This window comes from Diplocloster agilis (assembly GCF_019042275.1).
Lineage (GTDB): Bacteria > Bacillota > Clostridia > Lachnospirales > Lachnospiraceae > Diplocloster > Diplocloster agilis.
In genome coordinates, this window is the sequence record NZ_JAHQCW010000070.1 from 1 (window position 1) to 16,281 (window position 16,281).

At 51.4% G+C, this 16,281-nt stretch carries 11 protein-coding genes; 10 read left to right on the plus strand and 1 reads right to left on the minus strand.

Annotated features, from left to right (window positions below; translation table 11 throughout):
* Window positions 1–399 precede the first annotated feature (399 nt).
* Window positions 400–924, minus strand: coding sequence for a spore maturation protein (locus tag KTH89_RS24035; RefSeq protein ID WP_158348784.1), 525 nt, complete (start codon window positions 922–924; stop codon window positions 400–402).
* A 481-nt stretch (window positions 925–1,405) separates the two neighbouring features.
* Between KTH89_RS24035 and KTH89_RS24040 the strand changes: the two genes are divergently transcribed.
* The 10 genes from KTH89_RS24040 to KTH89_RS24085 all read left to right on the plus strand — a co-directional run bounded on the left by KTH89_RS24040 (window position 1,406) and on the right by KTH89_RS24085 (window position 15,880).
* Window positions 1,406–2,845: an ABC transporter substrate-binding protein gene (locus tag KTH89_RS24040; protein ID WP_158348785.1), complete on the plus strand. Its 1,440-nt coding sequence runs from the start codon at window positions 1,406–1,408 to the stop codon at window positions 2,843–2,845.
* Window positions 2,846–2,992: 147 nt separating this feature from the next.
* Complete coding sequence (locus KTH89_RS24045) at window positions 2,993–3,922, plus strand: carbohydrate ABC transporter permease (protein ID WP_158348786.1); 930 nt, start codon at window positions 2,993–2,995, stop codon at window positions 3,920–3,922.
* Window positions 3,919–4,800, plus strand: coding sequence for a carbohydrate ABC transporter permease (locus KTH89_RS24050; RefSeq protein ID WP_158348787.1), 882 nt, complete (start codon window positions 3,919–3,921; stop codon window positions 4,798–4,800). Before KTH89_RS24045 ends, KTH89_RS24050 begins: the two co-directional genes overlap by 4 nt.
* A 53-nt stretch (window positions 4,801–4,853) precedes the next feature.
* Window positions 4,854–6,803 (plus strand): glycoside hydrolase family 127 protein, encoded by a 1,950-nt coding sequence (locus KTH89_RS24055; RefSeq protein ID WP_158348788.1) that lies wholly within the window; start codon window positions 4,854–4,856, stop codon window positions 6,801–6,803.
* Between the two features lie 16 nt (window positions 6,804–6,819).
* A complete protein-coding gene (locus KTH89_RS24060; RefSeq protein ID WP_158348789.1) occupies window positions 6,820–9,033 on the plus strand; it encodes a hypothetical protein in 2,214 nt (737 codons plus the stop codon).
* Between the two features lie 49 nt (window positions 9,034–9,082).
* Entirely contained in the window at window positions 9,083–10,129 is a 1,047-nt protein-coding gene (locus KTH89_RS24065; RefSeq protein ID WP_238723395.1) for a LacI family DNA-binding transcriptional regulator, read from the plus strand.
* Window positions 10,123–11,709 (plus strand): PucR family transcriptional regulator, encoded by a 1,587-nt coding sequence (locus KTH89_RS24070; RefSeq protein WP_158348822.1) that lies wholly within the window; start codon window positions 10,123–10,125, stop codon window positions 11,707–11,709. Before KTH89_RS24065 ends, KTH89_RS24070 begins: the two co-directional genes overlap by 7 nt.
* A 148-nt stretch (window positions 11,710–11,857) precedes the next feature.
* The gene (locus KTH89_RS24075; RefSeq protein WP_238723396.1) at window positions 11,858–13,864 is read left to right on the plus strand and encodes an oxidoreductase; all 2,007 of its coding nucleotides are present in this window, start codon (window positions 11,858–11,860) and stop codon (window positions 13,862–13,864) included.
* Between the two features lie 360 nt (window positions 13,865–14,224).
* Window positions 14,225–14,683 carry a GNAT family N-acetyltransferase gene (locus tag KTH89_RS24080; protein ID WP_158348820.1) on the plus strand — a complete coding sequence of 153 codons (459 nt, stop codon included), beginning with the start codon at window positions 14,225–14,227 and terminating at the stop codon, window positions 14,681–14,683.
* A 54-nt stretch (window positions 14,684–14,737) separates the two neighbouring features.
* Window positions 14,738–15,880: a Fic family protein gene (locus KTH89_RS24085; protein WP_158348819.1), complete on the plus strand. Its 1,143-nt coding sequence runs from the start codon at window positions 14,738–14,740 to the stop codon at window positions 15,878–15,880.
* Window positions 15,881–16,281: the final 401 nt, after the last annotated feature.

Below are 16,281 nucleotides of genomic sequence, written 5' to 3' on the forward strand. Positions count from 1 at the left end.
GAACCGGGAACACATCACGTGTTCCTGGTGAATAGGCTCGGTTCCTGAACCCGGCTTTTCGATTTCACTTAGCGTATTCCAGCGCTAGCCCTCCGCGCCTCCAGGGAGATACAAAAGAACCCGGCCGCCCGGAGCGTCCCCGGATAGCGCCCGCAGTTCCAAGCCCTAAGCAGCGGACATCCGAAGCCCCCGGTAAGAGCGCTAAGTGAGTGCGACAGCCCCTGGTGAATTGGCCCGGTTCCTGAGCCTGCCGTCTGGATTTCACTTAGCAGCAGCCAGCATACAGCCCTCCGCCCGTCCAAGGACAGACGCCCGCCCCGCCGCATATCCCGGGAGCCGGAGGCTCCATCCCGCCCCCCAGGGTTCTTCCCGGCCCTAAGTCAACATCCCCCAAAATTCCTAAATCATCCCCGCCAAAATGAGACTAGCCGCCACCCCCGCAAAAGTTGCGACCAGCGCCCCTGCCAGCGTATACCTGGTCTTCGTCACCTTAGCCGTCATAAAGTACACGCTCATCGTATAGAAAATCGTCTCCGTACAGCTCATCATAATCGACGTGATCGTCCCCAGAACCGAATCCGGCCCGTACTGCTTAAAGATATCCAATACCAGCGAAGTAGCCGCAGAGGAGGAAAACATCCGGACAATAATTAGCGGAACCAGCTGCGACGGCAGATGAATCACATTGGTAAATTTCCCCAGCACATCCGCGATCATGTCCAGGAAACCGGACGCTCTCAGAATGCCCACCGCAACCATCAGCCCGATCAGCGTAGGCATGATTCGGATCACCGTCTTGAATCCGTCTTTCGCCCCTTTGACAAAATCATCGTAGACGTTTTTTTTCATCAGGATGCCATGCCCGACTATGTAAAATATCATAAGCGGAATTATAAAATCAGAGATAAAGACCAGAAATTTCATTTGATTAAGTCCCTTATTCACATTAATATATTATATGAGCTTAATTATCGGTGCATACCTATCCTTCTTATTGCGGGCAACAGATCCCTTTATCCTCCTCTTTAATCCTCCTCTTCTTTCTCCGTTTTATCGTTTGTGCAAAATATACAAATAATTTAGGTAAATCGTTTCATTTTTCCTGTGAAATAGAGTATATTGCCAAAAATCATTTTTTCATTTTTTTAATAAAAATAACAGATTAGCAAAGTTATATTAAGATATATTAAGTTTAATCGAGATAATTATATATTATTAAGGTTCGACGCTTTGCCCATCTTTGTGCTATAAAAAAGAAAAGGAGCTCTTTCAATCCGTATCTGTTGACCTGTTTCCCAAGACAAACGTTTGAAAAAGCCATTTTTTCTGGCAAACAGGTAAAACGTTTCATTTTTCAGGGAAATGTTTACCGGGCGAAAGCCCGCAAAGAAAAAGGAGAAGTCATATGAAAAGAAAAACTCTGGCACTTATTTTAAGTCTCGCATTGGCTCTGGGCGCTCTGTCAGGCTGCGGAAGTTCCGACGCCGGTCAGGCGGCGGTAACCGGAAATTCCGCCGGAACAGACAGTGAAACACCGGCGCCGGCCGCGGAAACAGCCCAACAGCCCCAGGCCGAGGACGGGGAAGACATCGAGCTGAGCCTGCTGTTCTGGTCCGATGGGCGGCAGAAAGAACTGGTCGAACAGGCCTGCCGTAATTATGAAAAAATGACCGGTATCAAGATCAACGAGGAAGTGCTCCCCTCAGACGAGTCCTTTGACACCTATATCCAGACCAGAAAAGAATCCGGCACTTTGCCCGATTTAAGTTATATCAACGAAGCGGATGTTATGAAATACAATGAAATGGGGCTCTTAGCACCCATCGACGATTTATTCGAGAGCGGAGCCATCCCGGAAAAACTGGACTCGGTTACCGTAAAAGACACCAACGGCAAGGTAGTGGCCGTCGGCCTCTCCAACCAGTTAATGCTTCTATATTATAACAAAGATATGTTCGACGAGGCCGGTATTCCTTATCCTTCCACCGACGTGGCCAGCGCATGGACCTGGGATGAATTCATCGAGGTATGCCAGAAGCTGACCACAGATGTGAACGGCAAAACAGCAGCGCAGGACGGATTCGATTCCAGCAAGATCCAGACTTACGGCGTAGGCTTTAACTGCCTGATGGCCTTCCACCAGTTCTGGCCTATGTATGCCAACGGCGGCGGCCTTGTCTCGGCGGACGGCAAAGAATTCCTATGGGATAAACCGGAAACCATCGAAGGACTGCAAAACGTAGTGGATCTGATTAACAAATACCATGTAGCCAGCCCGGCCGGATACACCTTCGTATCCTCCATCGGCGGTGTGGACGCTGCGATCGGCGGCGGCGGATACGCCATGTATATCAACGGCTCCTGGGATCTGGGCAACATCCCCAACATCGAAGGCACAAACGTAGGGGTTGCCGTACTGCCGAAGATGAAGGAGGCCGTCACCATGAACTGCGGCGCACCTCTGGTTGTCTATAACACATCGAAGCATCTGGAAGCGGCCAAAGATTTCTATGCGTATATGATCGATCCGGCCAACAGCATCGAACTGCTTCAATCCGGCGCATGGCTGCCCAACCAGGCGGATTATTACACGGATCAGTCTCTCATCGGCGAATGGACCAAGGATCTGCCGAAAGACGCCGTGGAGACCATCATGAGCTATGTCTCCCATGAAGGCTCTATCGCCCAGTGGCCTGCCTATTATCTGCCTCCTTATAACAAAATGAACGCGGAATACACGAAATACATAGACCAGGCGTTAAACGGCGAGAAATCCGTGGAAGAAGTTTACGCCGAATGTATGCCTGAAATCAAACGGCTTTACGAAACAGGAACGGTAGAATAAGCCAGAGCGCCAAGCCTGCCGGACCAACCAGAAAACCGGCCTGGGGCAAAAAGCCCGGGCCGGTATTTCCAAAATATCCAAAGAAAAAGCCTGTATAAGAAATGAACCCCTGTGTCACCGGCGGATTAATGATGAGGAGTGAACCAATTGAAAATAAAAAATCCCTATAAAAAAGAAGCGCTGGCCGGTTATCTGTTCGCCGCTCCGGCTATCATCGGATTTCTGCTTCTTACCCTGTATCCGATGATTGTAAGCCTTGTATACAGCTTTATGAAGATAGACGCAAAGGGCGGGAAGCGTTTTATCGGCTTTGCCAATTATGAATATATGTTTCTGAATTCCGGGTCGGAATTTATGAAATCCTTGCAGGTCACATTGCTGTATACTCTGCTGAATGTAATCCTGCTCACCTTGTTCTGCCTCATCATCGCGCTGCTGCTGAACCGGAAATTTATCGGGCGGAACCTGCTGCGGGCTATCTTTTATCTCCCTTCCGTAGTGCCGATGCTGACCACTGCCATCCTGTGGAAACTGATCATGCAGAACCAGGCCCAGGGAGGCCTGATCAACCAGCTTCTGCTCTACATGGGCATGAATCCCCAGGAATGGCTGATGGATAAGAAACTGATCTTTGTGGTTCTTCTGGCCATGAGCCTCTGGACCAGCGGCGGCAACACCGTGGTGTTCCTGGCCACCCTGCAGGATGTTCCCCGGGAACTGCTGGAAGCTGCCAGGGTGGACGGCGCCAACGCATTTTGGCAGTTCCGGGCCGTCACGTTCCAGACCATCAAGCCGGTCCTGTTTTTCCAGATGATCATGTGCATGGTGACTTCGATCCAGATCTTCACCCAGAGCGTCGCACTCTCTTCCAATGGAGGCCCGGACCGTATGACCTACTTTATCAATGTGATGATCTATCAGCACAGCTTCAAAGATCTCGGACTGCGGGGTCTGGCGTCCGCCGAGGCCTGGATCGTATTCCTGGTCACGATGGTAATCGCTCTGGTTATGTTCACCATCGGCGGCACCTTTAAAAAAGATGACGGCACAACCAGAAAGGGGAGGAAAAAACATTGAAAGCCAGTAGTATTAAAAAACAAAAAACGAAGCAAAAGACCGTGGATGTGTTTTTAATCGCTTTTGTTTTTATCATTGCCTGCTTTGTCGCTTTCCCCCTGTTCTGGATGCTTCGCAGCTCCCTGGTGACCAAGGCGGAGTTCTTCACCAGACCTCCCGTCTTCTGGCCGGAAACCATGCAGTTTATCAACTTCTCCAAAGCCATGGATCTGATCGACTTCGGACGGCAGCTGTTTAACTCGCTTTCGATAGCGGTCCCCTATGTGATCGGCAATATCATTACCTGCAGCGTTTCGGCCTATGCCTTTGCGCGGATAAAATTCCCCCTGCGCAACTTCTGGTTCATATGTATCATTGCCACCATGATGCTGCCCAGCGCGGTAACCTTAATACCCCAGTACACGATGTACACTTCCTTTGGCTGGGTTGGCCAGAACGCCGCGTTCGGCGGCAAGCTGCCCCTGATCCTGCCCGCTTTTCTGTGTTCCGGCGGAAACGCTTACTTTGTATTCCTGCTGCGGCAATTTTTCTCCACCATACCCAAGGATCTGGATGAAGCCGCCAAAATTGACGGCGCGGGACGGTTCCGCATTTTTGTCCAGATCATGCTGCCGCTCATCAAGCCGGCGCTGGTCGTGGTCGCCCTGTTCAGCTTTATCAATTGCTGGAATGAATTTTTCTACACGTTAATCTATCTGCAGGGTGAGAAATCTTATACGCTGTCTCTCGGCCTGTATATGGTAAACGGCATCCGGCTTAGCAACTTTGAACAGGTTATGGCTTTGGCCGTGATCGTCACACTGCCCTGCCTGGTATTCTTCCTGATCGGAAATAAGTACCTGGTGGAGGGCATTACATTGACCGGAATCAAAGGTTAGAGAACCTTGTTCCGCAGAATAAACGGCGCAGTATTGTGCCTCTGGAGGATATCATGAAAAACATCAAGAACCAACACCCGCTGCCCCTGAACCAAATCCGGATTCACGACGTCTTCTGGCAGAAACATCTGGATCTGGTAAAAAAGGAAATTATCCCCTACCAGTGGGCCGCCATCAACGATCAGGTCCCCGGCGCGGAGCCCAGTCACAGTATGGAAAATTTCCGGATCGCCGCGGGGCTTTCCGAAGGGGAATTCCACGGAGTCGTGTTCCAGGATACCGACGTGGCAAAATGGCTGGAAGCCGTGGCCTACAGCTTATCCTGCCGGCCCGACCCGGAGCTGGAAGCCACAGCCGATGAAGTGATCGGGGTGATCGGCAGGGCCCAGTGCCCCGACGGCTACATCAACACTTATTTTACCCTCAAGGAACCCGAAGGCCGGTGGACCAATCTGATGGAAGGACACGAGCTTTATACCGCCGGACATCTGATGGAAGCCGCCGTAGCCTACTATCAGGCTACCGGAAAACGGGCTTTCCTGGACATCATGTGCCGGTTTGCCGATTATATTTGCGAGACCTTCGGCCCCAACGAGGATCAGATTCACGGTTATCCCGGCCATCAGGAGATCGAGCTGGCTCTGGTTAAGCTCTATCAGGTCACCGGCATCCGGCGGTATCTGGAAGAAGCCCGGTATTTTATCGACATCCGCGGTGCCGCCCCGAACTATTTCCTGGAAGAACGCAAAAAGCCCGGTTTCAAACAGATTTTCACCGAATTCAAAAATTACCGGCCGGACTACTCCCAGTCCCACCTGCCCGTCCGGGAACAGACCGCCGCCGACGGACACGCAGTCCGGGCAGTCTATATGTATTGCGCCATGGCGGATCTGGCCGCCGAATATCAGGATCAGGAACTCCTGGACAGCTGTATCCGTCTTTGGAATAACATGGTAGAAAAAAGGATGTACATCACCGGCGGAATCGGTTCCTCCGGCATCTCCGAGCGTTTTACAACCGATTACGACCTGCCTAACGCAAACAATTATTCCGAGACCTGCGCCTCTATCGGGCTGGCCCTGTTCGGCCTGCGCATGGCCCGTCTGCAAAATGACGCCGGCTATATCGATATCGTGGAACGGGCCCTTTATAATACGATCCTGGACGGCATCGCCCTGGACGGAAAAAGCTTCTTCTATGTGAATCCGCTGGAAGTATGGCCGGACAACTGCATGGAGGGCACGTCCATGGGACATGTGAAGCCGGTGCGCCAGAAGTGGTTCGGAGTGGCCTGCTGCCCTCCCAACGTGGCCAGAACGCTGGCCTCTTTAGGACAGTATATTTACTCCGCGGATTCTGATTCCCTGTATTTGAATCTGTTTATTTCCAACGAAGCCGATGCGGTCGTGGGGGACGCTGCCCTGAAGATCCGGGTTAAGACACGGTTCCCCTTCGAGGGTCAGGTGAAAATTCATGTACAGGCGGACGCTCCCGCCGAGAAGACCATCGCCGTCCGTATTCCCGATTACGCCCGGGAAGCGAAGCTTAAAGTAAACGGCCAGGCAGTTTCCCTTTCGGCCGAAAAAGGGTTTGTCCGGCTGCGCCGGGTCTGGTCTGACGATACCCTGGAACTTACGTTTAGCATCCCACCCCGTTTCGTGCGGGCCAACCCCAACGTACGGGAGGACGCAGGTAAGGTCTGCATCATGAAAGGGCCCCTGGTATACGCATTGGAAGAGACCGATAACGGCAGCCGTCTGGCCTCCCTGTATGTGGATACCCGCGCGCCTCTACTGGAACACTTCGAGCCGGAATTATTCGGAGGCGTCGCCGTCATAGAGGCGAAGGGGCTAAAGATCTCGGAAAAAGGCTGGGAGGACAACCGGCTCTACGCAGAGAACGAACCGGCGCTGGAACCTGTCACACTAAAAGCCATTCCCTATGCCTATTGGGGCAACCGCACTCCCGGGGAGATGCTGGTCTGGATGAAAGAAAAGCTGTAAGCAAGGAGGATAACTTATGAAACCGGAAACGTCACAGTCCCTGTTTTTCCATTTCCGGGACGGGAAACAGATCGAGGCAGAGTATTCCTCCGTGAAAATGGATCACCATATAAAGACCGCCACCGCCCTTCTGGAAAATGAGGACGGTTATCGGCTTACCGTCACCGACTGCTGCGAACCCCTCTCCGATTCATCCGTTCGATTTACCCGGATTATAAACGGTAAATGCCTGGAACAGCCCAAATGTCCCGGACAGGGCGTCAGAATCAGCAGCCGGATTCAAATATCGGAGGCGGGCGAAAGCAATGGCCTGTGGCGCTTCTGTATTCCTTCCATCCGATATACCAGGCCGGAACGTATCGCATCGGACAGCAGTGCATCGGGCAGCGAACGGGGCAGCAGCGCGCCGGACAGGAGCGCAACGGACAACATTATGGAGGACCGGCTCATCACTTATATGGAGGACCGATTGACCGCGAATCTGGCCGTGGCCTGGCGGGACGATACCCAGGAAGCCTGTTCCATCATGAAGATCACGCCCGCCCGCAGCACATCCAGACCTGAGAGGACCGGCGGCGAACAGCATTTTCTGCAAAAGACGGAATGCTGTTCGCTCGGTTACCGGACTACCTCGGGCGGGGATATTTCTTTTTGTATCAGCTGGCCCTATGCGGAAGAGTCCGAAAGTGTCGCCCTGGATTCCTCCGGCAGCCCCCTATACGCGTATTACCCTCTGGACGGCGGAGATTTTCAGATAACCTTTTCCTACCTGATCGACCGTTACACGGCGGACAGCTATACGGACAGCGTCTACCAGGCGTACCGGAAGCTGGCCGGCATCACCGAACAGATGGACGATCAGAAGACGGTCCGCCTGCCTTTTGGGACAGAGGAATCCATCGGCTACCGGCTTTCCTCCCTGGAAAGAACTTACCGGGAGTTTTCGGAAAACGGCGCCGGATTCTTCTTCCATTTTGATCCGCGAAAAGGGTACGGCTCCCTGCCCTCCGGTTTCGGCACGTCCTTTCATACGATACCGCACGATTCCTATCCCCATATACTGGAATACGGTTTCACCGGACGTCAGAGCAATACGGCCCTTGTGATGGCGGCAGCCAGAGGCGGATGCTGGACCGGCAGAGGTATCCGCGTGATTGACTTTTTCCTGGATCACTGCATGACCCCCAACGGGTGGCTCTACTCCCTCTACGATCTGAACACAAAAGCCCCGTTCTTCTCATTTGGGGACCCGGACGCGCCAAAGCTGCATTATATCTCCGTCTCCGAGGACAAGGGTAATTACCTGCGCACTATGACGGAACCTATGAATGATGTGCTGGAAGCGTATCAGTGGTACCGGAGCGCGGGCATAGAGAAAAAATCCTGGTTGGACTGTGTGCTTTTGTTTGCCGGTTTTCTCGCGGCGCACCAGCAGGCGGACGGTTCCTGGTCAAGGGCGTACCGCCCCGACGGGACTCCCGCCCGGATTTTAAACAGCAAGGGGGGCGCGGATTCCGCCACGGCCATACCGTTAATCTTTCTGTGCAACCTATGCCGGGAGTTACAAGAATCCGGGATGGACGACACCCCTTATCTGCAGGCGGCCCGAAAAGCGGGGCGCTATACTTTGGATAATTTCGTAAAAGCCGAACATTACGAGGGCGGCACACTGGACAATCCGAATGTCGTCGATAAGGAGGCGGCCCAGTATGCCATGGCCGGACTTCTTCATTTATACCGGCTCACCGGGGATGAAGCCTGTCTCCAGGGCGCGAAGGACGCAGCAAAGATATTCGTCACCTGGAACTACATCTGGAACGCCCCTGTAGCACCCGGCACTTATCTGGCCGGGAAGAACTTTAAAACCCGGGGATACGGCGCCATCAATTCCATCTGGGGCGGCGGCGTAGTCGACATTTATTCCCTGTTCCATATCCGGGAACTATATGAACTGGGCGCTTTGACCGGGGAAACCTATTTCTGCCGGATGGCGGAACAGATCGCGCAGGGCACCTGCCAGATTCTATCCTGGCCTCAGGATTTCATGGGCTTTGCGGATATCGGCATGCAGCCGGAAGGTTTCGGGATCTGTCCCCAGGGCGAGGATGAAGGCATGATCCGAAAGGGGGATATCTGGGGGACGTTAGGATGGATCTACTCCGCAGGAATCTATGGGCTGGGGCGTTTTTTATCGGTGCAAGCACAAGAAGAACATTGTCAAATCCGGTAAGAAAGGATAAAATAGAAATCATGCAAGAATAAGAACTCGAGGTGGTCACATGGCCGGAATCAAAGATATTGCCAAGCAGTGTAATGTATCAATCGGGACGGTATCAAACATTTTAAACGGAAAAGGAAAAGCCAGCGACGCTACCCGTCAGCTGGTTATGGAAGCTGTCCGTGAGCTGAACTATAAGCCAAATTATATGGCCAAAAACTTAAAGCAGCGGCAGCGGCGTACCATAGGCGTGATCACGGAGGATCTGACGGTATTTACATCCCCGGAAATCGTGGACGGAATCAATGCCTGCTGCGAGGAAAACCAGTATCAGATTATACTCGGGAATTTAAGGCTCTATAAGAAATATAAGATGCTCTACGACACCTCGGAGGACTGCCTCCAGACCGTCAGCGACGAAATCAGCGAAATGCTGGCCAAATTGGTGGACGGCATTATATATATCGGCAATCATGAACGGGAACTGAACTGCATTCCAAAAGAAATTCCTATCCCCTTTGTATGCGCGTATTGTTTTACGAATAATCCCAGTATGCCCTCCGTAGTGGTAAACGACGAAAAGGGCTCCTACGACGCCACCCTGGAACTGCTTAAGAGCCCCGGAAGGAACCTGGGCGTCATCGCCGGAGCGCCGGACAGCTTCCACATGCAGGCTCGTTTAAAGGGCTACCAAAAAGCCCTCTATGAAAATAATATCCCTTTCAACCCCGATCTTGTATATTACGGGGACTGGGAACGCCAGTCCGGCTATGAAGGGGCCAGGTTCCTGCTCAGCCGGGGCGTGGATACGATCTTGAGTATGAATGATATGATGGCCGGCGGTCTGTACGAATACGCGGACGATCACGGAATACGCATCGGCACGGATATTTCGGTGATCGGATTTGATAACCGGGACTTTTCCGTATGGTTCCGGCCAAAGCTGACCAGTATGGGACTGCCGCTGCACCAGCTGGGATACCGCGCGGCGGAGCTTATGATCACCTTATTAAGAGGCGATAAAGTCCCGGAACATATGAACTATGTGGAGTGCCCGATTATCCTCCGGGATTCCATTCTTACGGCACAGGGAGCAAACGAATGCTGAACATCCTGCTATTTATGGAAGAAAAACAGATCCCATACCGGCGGATCAGTGGCGATTTGGCCGCATCCGCCGATATAACAGGCGTAATGACCGCCGGTTCCCTCCATACACCGGTGCCGGGCGAAGCTTACGCATACCTGGCCGCCCCCGGAGAAGGGCCTTTATCCGGTGCTCTTCCGGAACAGGCCGGTGTGATTATCTATCCGCCGGGAGACTCTTCCGATAGGAACAGCGGTCAAACCACACGGGACACCTGCTGCCGGATTCAGATCTTGGATCCTTCCTACACGGCGCAAGCCATGGAAGCCATGCTGTTACAGGAGCTTCGCAGGCTGTCCGTCCGGCAGGAGGAGCTTCTTCGTTCGGAATACATTGATCTGGTTTCCATGGTTTCCAGAGGCGCTTCTCTGCATGAGCTGGAGCAGTTCGGACGCCGTCTGTTACAGAATCCGCTGATGATCACGGACGAATCTTTCATGCTCTTAGCCTACACCCAAAATCAGGAGGTCGACGATCCGGTCTGGAACGAGATCATCCAAACCAGCTACAGCCCTATGAAGCTGGTGAACCAGACAGACGTGAACGCGTTCTGGGAACGTCTGGAGAATTCCTCCGTTCCTCTTTTCGTCGACGAGGAAGCCTTCAAAGGCTGCCGCAAACGGGTCGTGGCCCGCATTAAGATCGGTTCCAAGACGAAGGGTTATATCGCCCTTCTGGAAATCGAAAACAAGATCACTTCCCTGGATCTGTACGTTCTGCAGATGTTAGCGGAGGTGTGCGCGGTGAAGATCAGCGAGAGCAATACGATCTCTGCCGCGGTCGGCCAGATGAAAAGTGAATTTACCAAAGATCTGCTGTTGGGCAACATGCAGTCGGAAGCCATGATACGCAACCGGGCTGAGTCCATGCATTTACAATTCCGGGAGAAAAATGCCGTGGCCGGCGTATGCGGCGAAGATAACCGGATCTATATCGGCCGGTATCTGGATGACCTGCGCCAGTTCTTCCTGCGGACCGCGGATCTGTGCATCTATACCTTTGACGGAACCACCGGTTACTTCATCTTAAGCTTCCGCAGCCAAAAAGCCTACCAAAGCCTGTTAAGCGATGAGGTAGATCATTATATGCAGACCCACCAGATGCTGTGCGCGCTGAGCCACCCGGTGGAAGGTTTGTCGGCTCTGGCCCGGGCCTTTCGGGAAGCCCGCCGCCTGTGCGGCCTGTTCTCCCACCTAAGACATATCAGCCCGCGGCACCTGTATCCCTATGAAAAATATATGTTAAATCTGCTGCTGGAGCATGCATATACCATGGATGACCGACAGCTCTACCGCTGCAGCTCCTTCGAAAAACTGCTGGAGACGGACTTGCGCGAAAAGAGTTCCTATATTGAGACGCTGCGCTGCTATTTCCGGCACAATCAGAATGTGGGTGAGACCGCCGATTCCCTGTATGTCCACCGCAATACCATCAATTACCGGCTGAATAAGATCCGGGAGATTTTGGAAGAAGATTTTGACGATTCTCAGGTACGCCTGAACCTGCAATTGTCCATAATGTCCTATGACATGAAACTCTAACGGCTGTGAGTTGTGCAAACGCACAATTTGCTGCCGTTTATTTTTCTCTCTCATCAATGAAAATTCCCCTATTGTTTGTTAAACTATTATCAAACCTGTAAAATGCCAGCCAAACCAAGTGGCAATGCTATGTAAAAGGAGGATTCTCATGAATTATGACAAACTGTTAGAACCCGGAAAAATCGGGTCCATGGAGCTTAAAAACCGTATGGTTATGCCCGGTATGGGTACGAATCTGGCCGCCGCCGACGGAACGGTGTCCGACGTTATCGTCAACTACTACGCCAGAAGGGCCAACGGCGGTATGGGCCTGATTATCACGGAGGTATGCTGTCCCGACCCCTCCGGCCGTGTGATTCCCGGAGAAATCGAAGCCACCAGGAACAGCTTCATGCCCGGCTTAAGCCGGATTCCCCATGCCGTACACTCCGGCGGAGCCAAGGTCTGCCTGCAGCTGGCCCATGGCGGCTGTTTCGCCGGCGAAGGCGTAACCGGCCAGCGGCCGCTCACCCCCTCGGGAGTGGGAACCATGCAGCTTCCCGGGGAGAATCCCAAGGAAATGAGCATAGAAGATATCCATGAGCTGATCGAAAAATACGGCCAGGCGGCCGGAAGAGCCAAGGACTGCGGATTTGACGCCATCGAGCTGCACGGAGCACACGGTTATATGCCGTTACAGTTCCTGTCCGCCTATACCAATCACAGAACCGACGAATACGGCGGCTCCCTGGAAAACCGCGCCCGCTTCGCGCTGGAAACCATACATAAGATAAAAGAGTACACCGGATCTGACTTCCCATTGATCTACCGCCTGTCGGCGGATGAGGATGTGCCCAACGGAATAACCATTCAGGAAGCCTGCGCCTTTGCCAAAATGGCACAGGATGCCGGAGCCGACGCCATTCACGTATCCGCCGGAACCTGGGATTCCAGGCTGCACAACTATAACGATGTGATGGCGGGGAAGAAATCTCCGGAAGGACTGAACTTAAGCCGCGGAGTCGCCACCTCCATGTGGGTTCCGCCGAACTATACCCCAAGAGCCAGCCTCGCGGATCTGGCCGCCGAAGTAAAGAAGCATGTATCCATTCCGGTCATCGCCGTATGCAGCATCACGCCGGAAAAGGGCGAGGAAATACTGGAAAACAATGGGGCGGACTTTATCGCCTTCGGCCGTCAGACCATAGCCGATCCCGATTATGCCAATAAGATCAAAGAGGGGAAAGCAGATACCATACGGCGCTGCCTGCGCTGCAACGAATGTCTGGGCGAAGTCATGCGCAACTGCGGAATCTCCTGCGCAGTCAACGCGGAGGCCGGAAAAGAATTCGAAGGCTTCACGCAGGTGAAACCTGCGGCCCAGAAAAAGAACGTAGCTATTATCGGCGGCGGTCCCGCCGGAATGCAGGCGGCTCTTACGGCTGTGGAACGGGGCCACAAGGTAACCCTGTTTGAGCGAAACGGCGAACTGGGCGGGCAGCTTTATTATGTCTCTTTACCGGACTTCAAGATCGATTACAGGGATTATACCAGGTATCTTACACAGGCCGTCCTGTCCTGCGGAGCAGACATCCGTCTAAATGTCGAAGCGACTCCGGAAATGATCCTGGAAGGCGGTTTCGATGTGGTGATCGCCGCCAACGGCGCGGATACCTTCAAGCCGGGAATCCCGGGAGCACAGGACGCCAACCTTCTGGACCCGTTAAAAGTCCTGGATCACAAGGAAAGCACCGGGGATACCGTGATCGTCTGCGGCGCGGGGCTGGTCGGCTGCGAAGTGGCCATGGTACTTGCGGAAGAGGGCAAAAAAGTGACTATGATCGATCTGCTGCCTACCGCGGCGCCGGAACTGGCTGTGTATACAAAATGGGTATTGGACGCGAAGCTCGCCGAGTTGGGCGTCAGCCTTAAGATGAATCACAGAATCGTTGAAATGAGCGGAACGAAAGTCGTCTGCCGGACCGACGGCAAAGAGGTGTCATATGACGCGGATTCCGTCGTCTGCGCATTGGGATTAAAATCCCGGAAATCTCTGGTGGAAGATCTGCGCGCGAAATGTAAAGGTGTGGAGATTATACCGGTAGGAGACGTAAACAAACCCAGAAAGATTATGCAGGCTGTCCATGAAGGATTTCATGCAGCCAGACGAATCTGATCTTAGGAACATATGGGTATGTCTGGTTCCCGGGAGGCAGATCCGTTGGGGTATCGAAGCGGCGTATCGGTAACTGTAATATGTGCTTGGTTACGTTATCGGGGATCAGCACAATCAGGATCAGCATCATCACATGTGCATATTGACTAAAAAGAACGAAATGGGGTAGAATATCTAAACTTCTGCCTCATTTCTTTTTTATCAGCAGGAGTTTTCAAAGCAACAGCTGAACGCCCCTTAAACCAGCTGATAACTCGAAACGGATAACTTGAAACATATAGGCAATTTATTGACGCCGCCGGGCGGCAACTATATACTGTAGATAATAACAAATCCGAAATTGCTGAGGTAATTATTCAAATGGAGTATGAAATAATACGGGTGGCAGACAGACCTGAAATAAAGGAACAGGCCGCACAATGGTTCCACCAAAAATGGGGGATTCCATTGGAGGCATATTTAGAAAGTATGGAGGATTGCCTCGCGAAAAAGAGTATCGTTCCCCAATGGTATATCGCGTTTGAGAACGAAAGAATTATCGGCGGTCTGGGAGTTATAGAAAATGACTTCCATGACAGAAAAGACCTCGCGCCAAATGTGTGTGCAGTTTATACGGAAGAGGATAAGCGCGGCAATGGAATCGCTGGTGCATTGCTGAATTATGTATGTACCGATATGAAAAAGAAAGGAATAGATACCTTATATCTCATAACAGACCACACTTCATTTTATGAGCGTTATGGCTGGGAATTTCTTTGTATGGTACAGGAAGATGGAGAAGCCGGTACGACCAGAATGTACATCCATAGACCATACTAAGTTTTTAATTGACCTACAGACAGCTTAGTTATAGTAAAGGAGTGAAGCAAAAAAATGAATAGAGATCCTTTCAAAGAGTATATAAAGCAATCCGAACCGGACAGAAGGAGCAGAGGTTATGCATGGCATACGGCAATTGGCCTGCAGGCAGTGGATGGTCTGAAGCCATCAAAATATTTAATAGATACAGCAATTCAAAATATTGAGGGCAACATAACGATCGAAGAAGCGCAGAAAATAATAGACAGCTATTACGAAGCGAAACCCCGGGCCTTTGATGAAGACAGAACGGAAGAAGCAGATAAAGTCTCGGCCCGCATTGCAGGACTTTTGGCAGAAAAAGCATTTTCATTTTCTTCAAATGAGTATATCGGGATTCACAGAAAGTTATTTCAGGGAATATATAACCACGCTGGTAAAATCCGTGACTATAACATCACGAAAAAGGAATGGGTCCTTGACGGAGCAACCGTGTTATATGGAAGTGCTTCAGAACTTCGTGCAACGCTGGAATATGATCTTGAACTGGAAAAAAATTTCAGCTATAAAGGACTGTCAATGGATGATATCATCCGGCATTTAGCTGTTTTTATATCAAGATTATGGCAAATTCATATTTTTGGAGAGGGCAACACGAGAGCAACCGCCGTGTTTTTTATTAAATATCTAAGAAATCTGGGGTTTGACGCAACAAACGACATATTTGCAGAAAATGCATGGTACTTTAGGAATTCGCTTGTCCGCGCTAATTACAATAACCTCAAAGAAGGTATTTATGAAACTACTGAATATTTGGAAACATTTCTTAGAAATTTGCTTTTGGATGAGCAAAATGAATTAAGCAATCGAAAACTGCATATATATGTAAAATCTGCCAATCAAAAACCGGACATTCGCCGGCAAAATCCGGACATTGATGGGCAAAATCCGGACATTGAAGCCTCAAAGGCAACTATTGATCTTCCAGAACAATTTCAAATGATACTTGAATCATTTTCAAAAAGGACGATCTCGCATGTGCAGAAGCTTTATGAAAATTATGGCAGCCAAACGGTATTCGGCAGAAGCGATGTTGTTGAGCTACTGGGAATACAGAAATCAAGTTCATCCGAATTATTAAAGAAAATGCTTCAGTCCGGTATTATAGTGAAAGTGTCAGGTTACGGTAAGGGAAAATACAGATTTACAGGCATTTAAGAAGATACGAGGGGATGTATGGCTAAAGTAAATATTCCATGTATTTCTGTTATGGAAATGAAATAGATGATTCCAGATATTCTAATATTAGTTCTCCATCTACCGTTTCAGAAAAAAGCACCCGCCCATTGAAAAATGGCCCGCTGCTTACGGCTGGGGTGCGTGTCGGTATCCCAGATGCTCCGGGCAGCCGGATTCATTTGTGTCTATCCGGGGGCTTCTGTATACCCACTGCTTACGGCTTGGAACCGCGGGCGCTATCCGGGGACGCTCCGGGCGGCCGGGTTCTTTTGTATCTCCCCGGGGCGCATAGGGCGGCTGTGAATACGCTTAGTGAAATCGGAAAGCCGGATTCAGGATGCACGGCGGACTTCACGTCCGACGGGCAAGAGCCTCTGAAC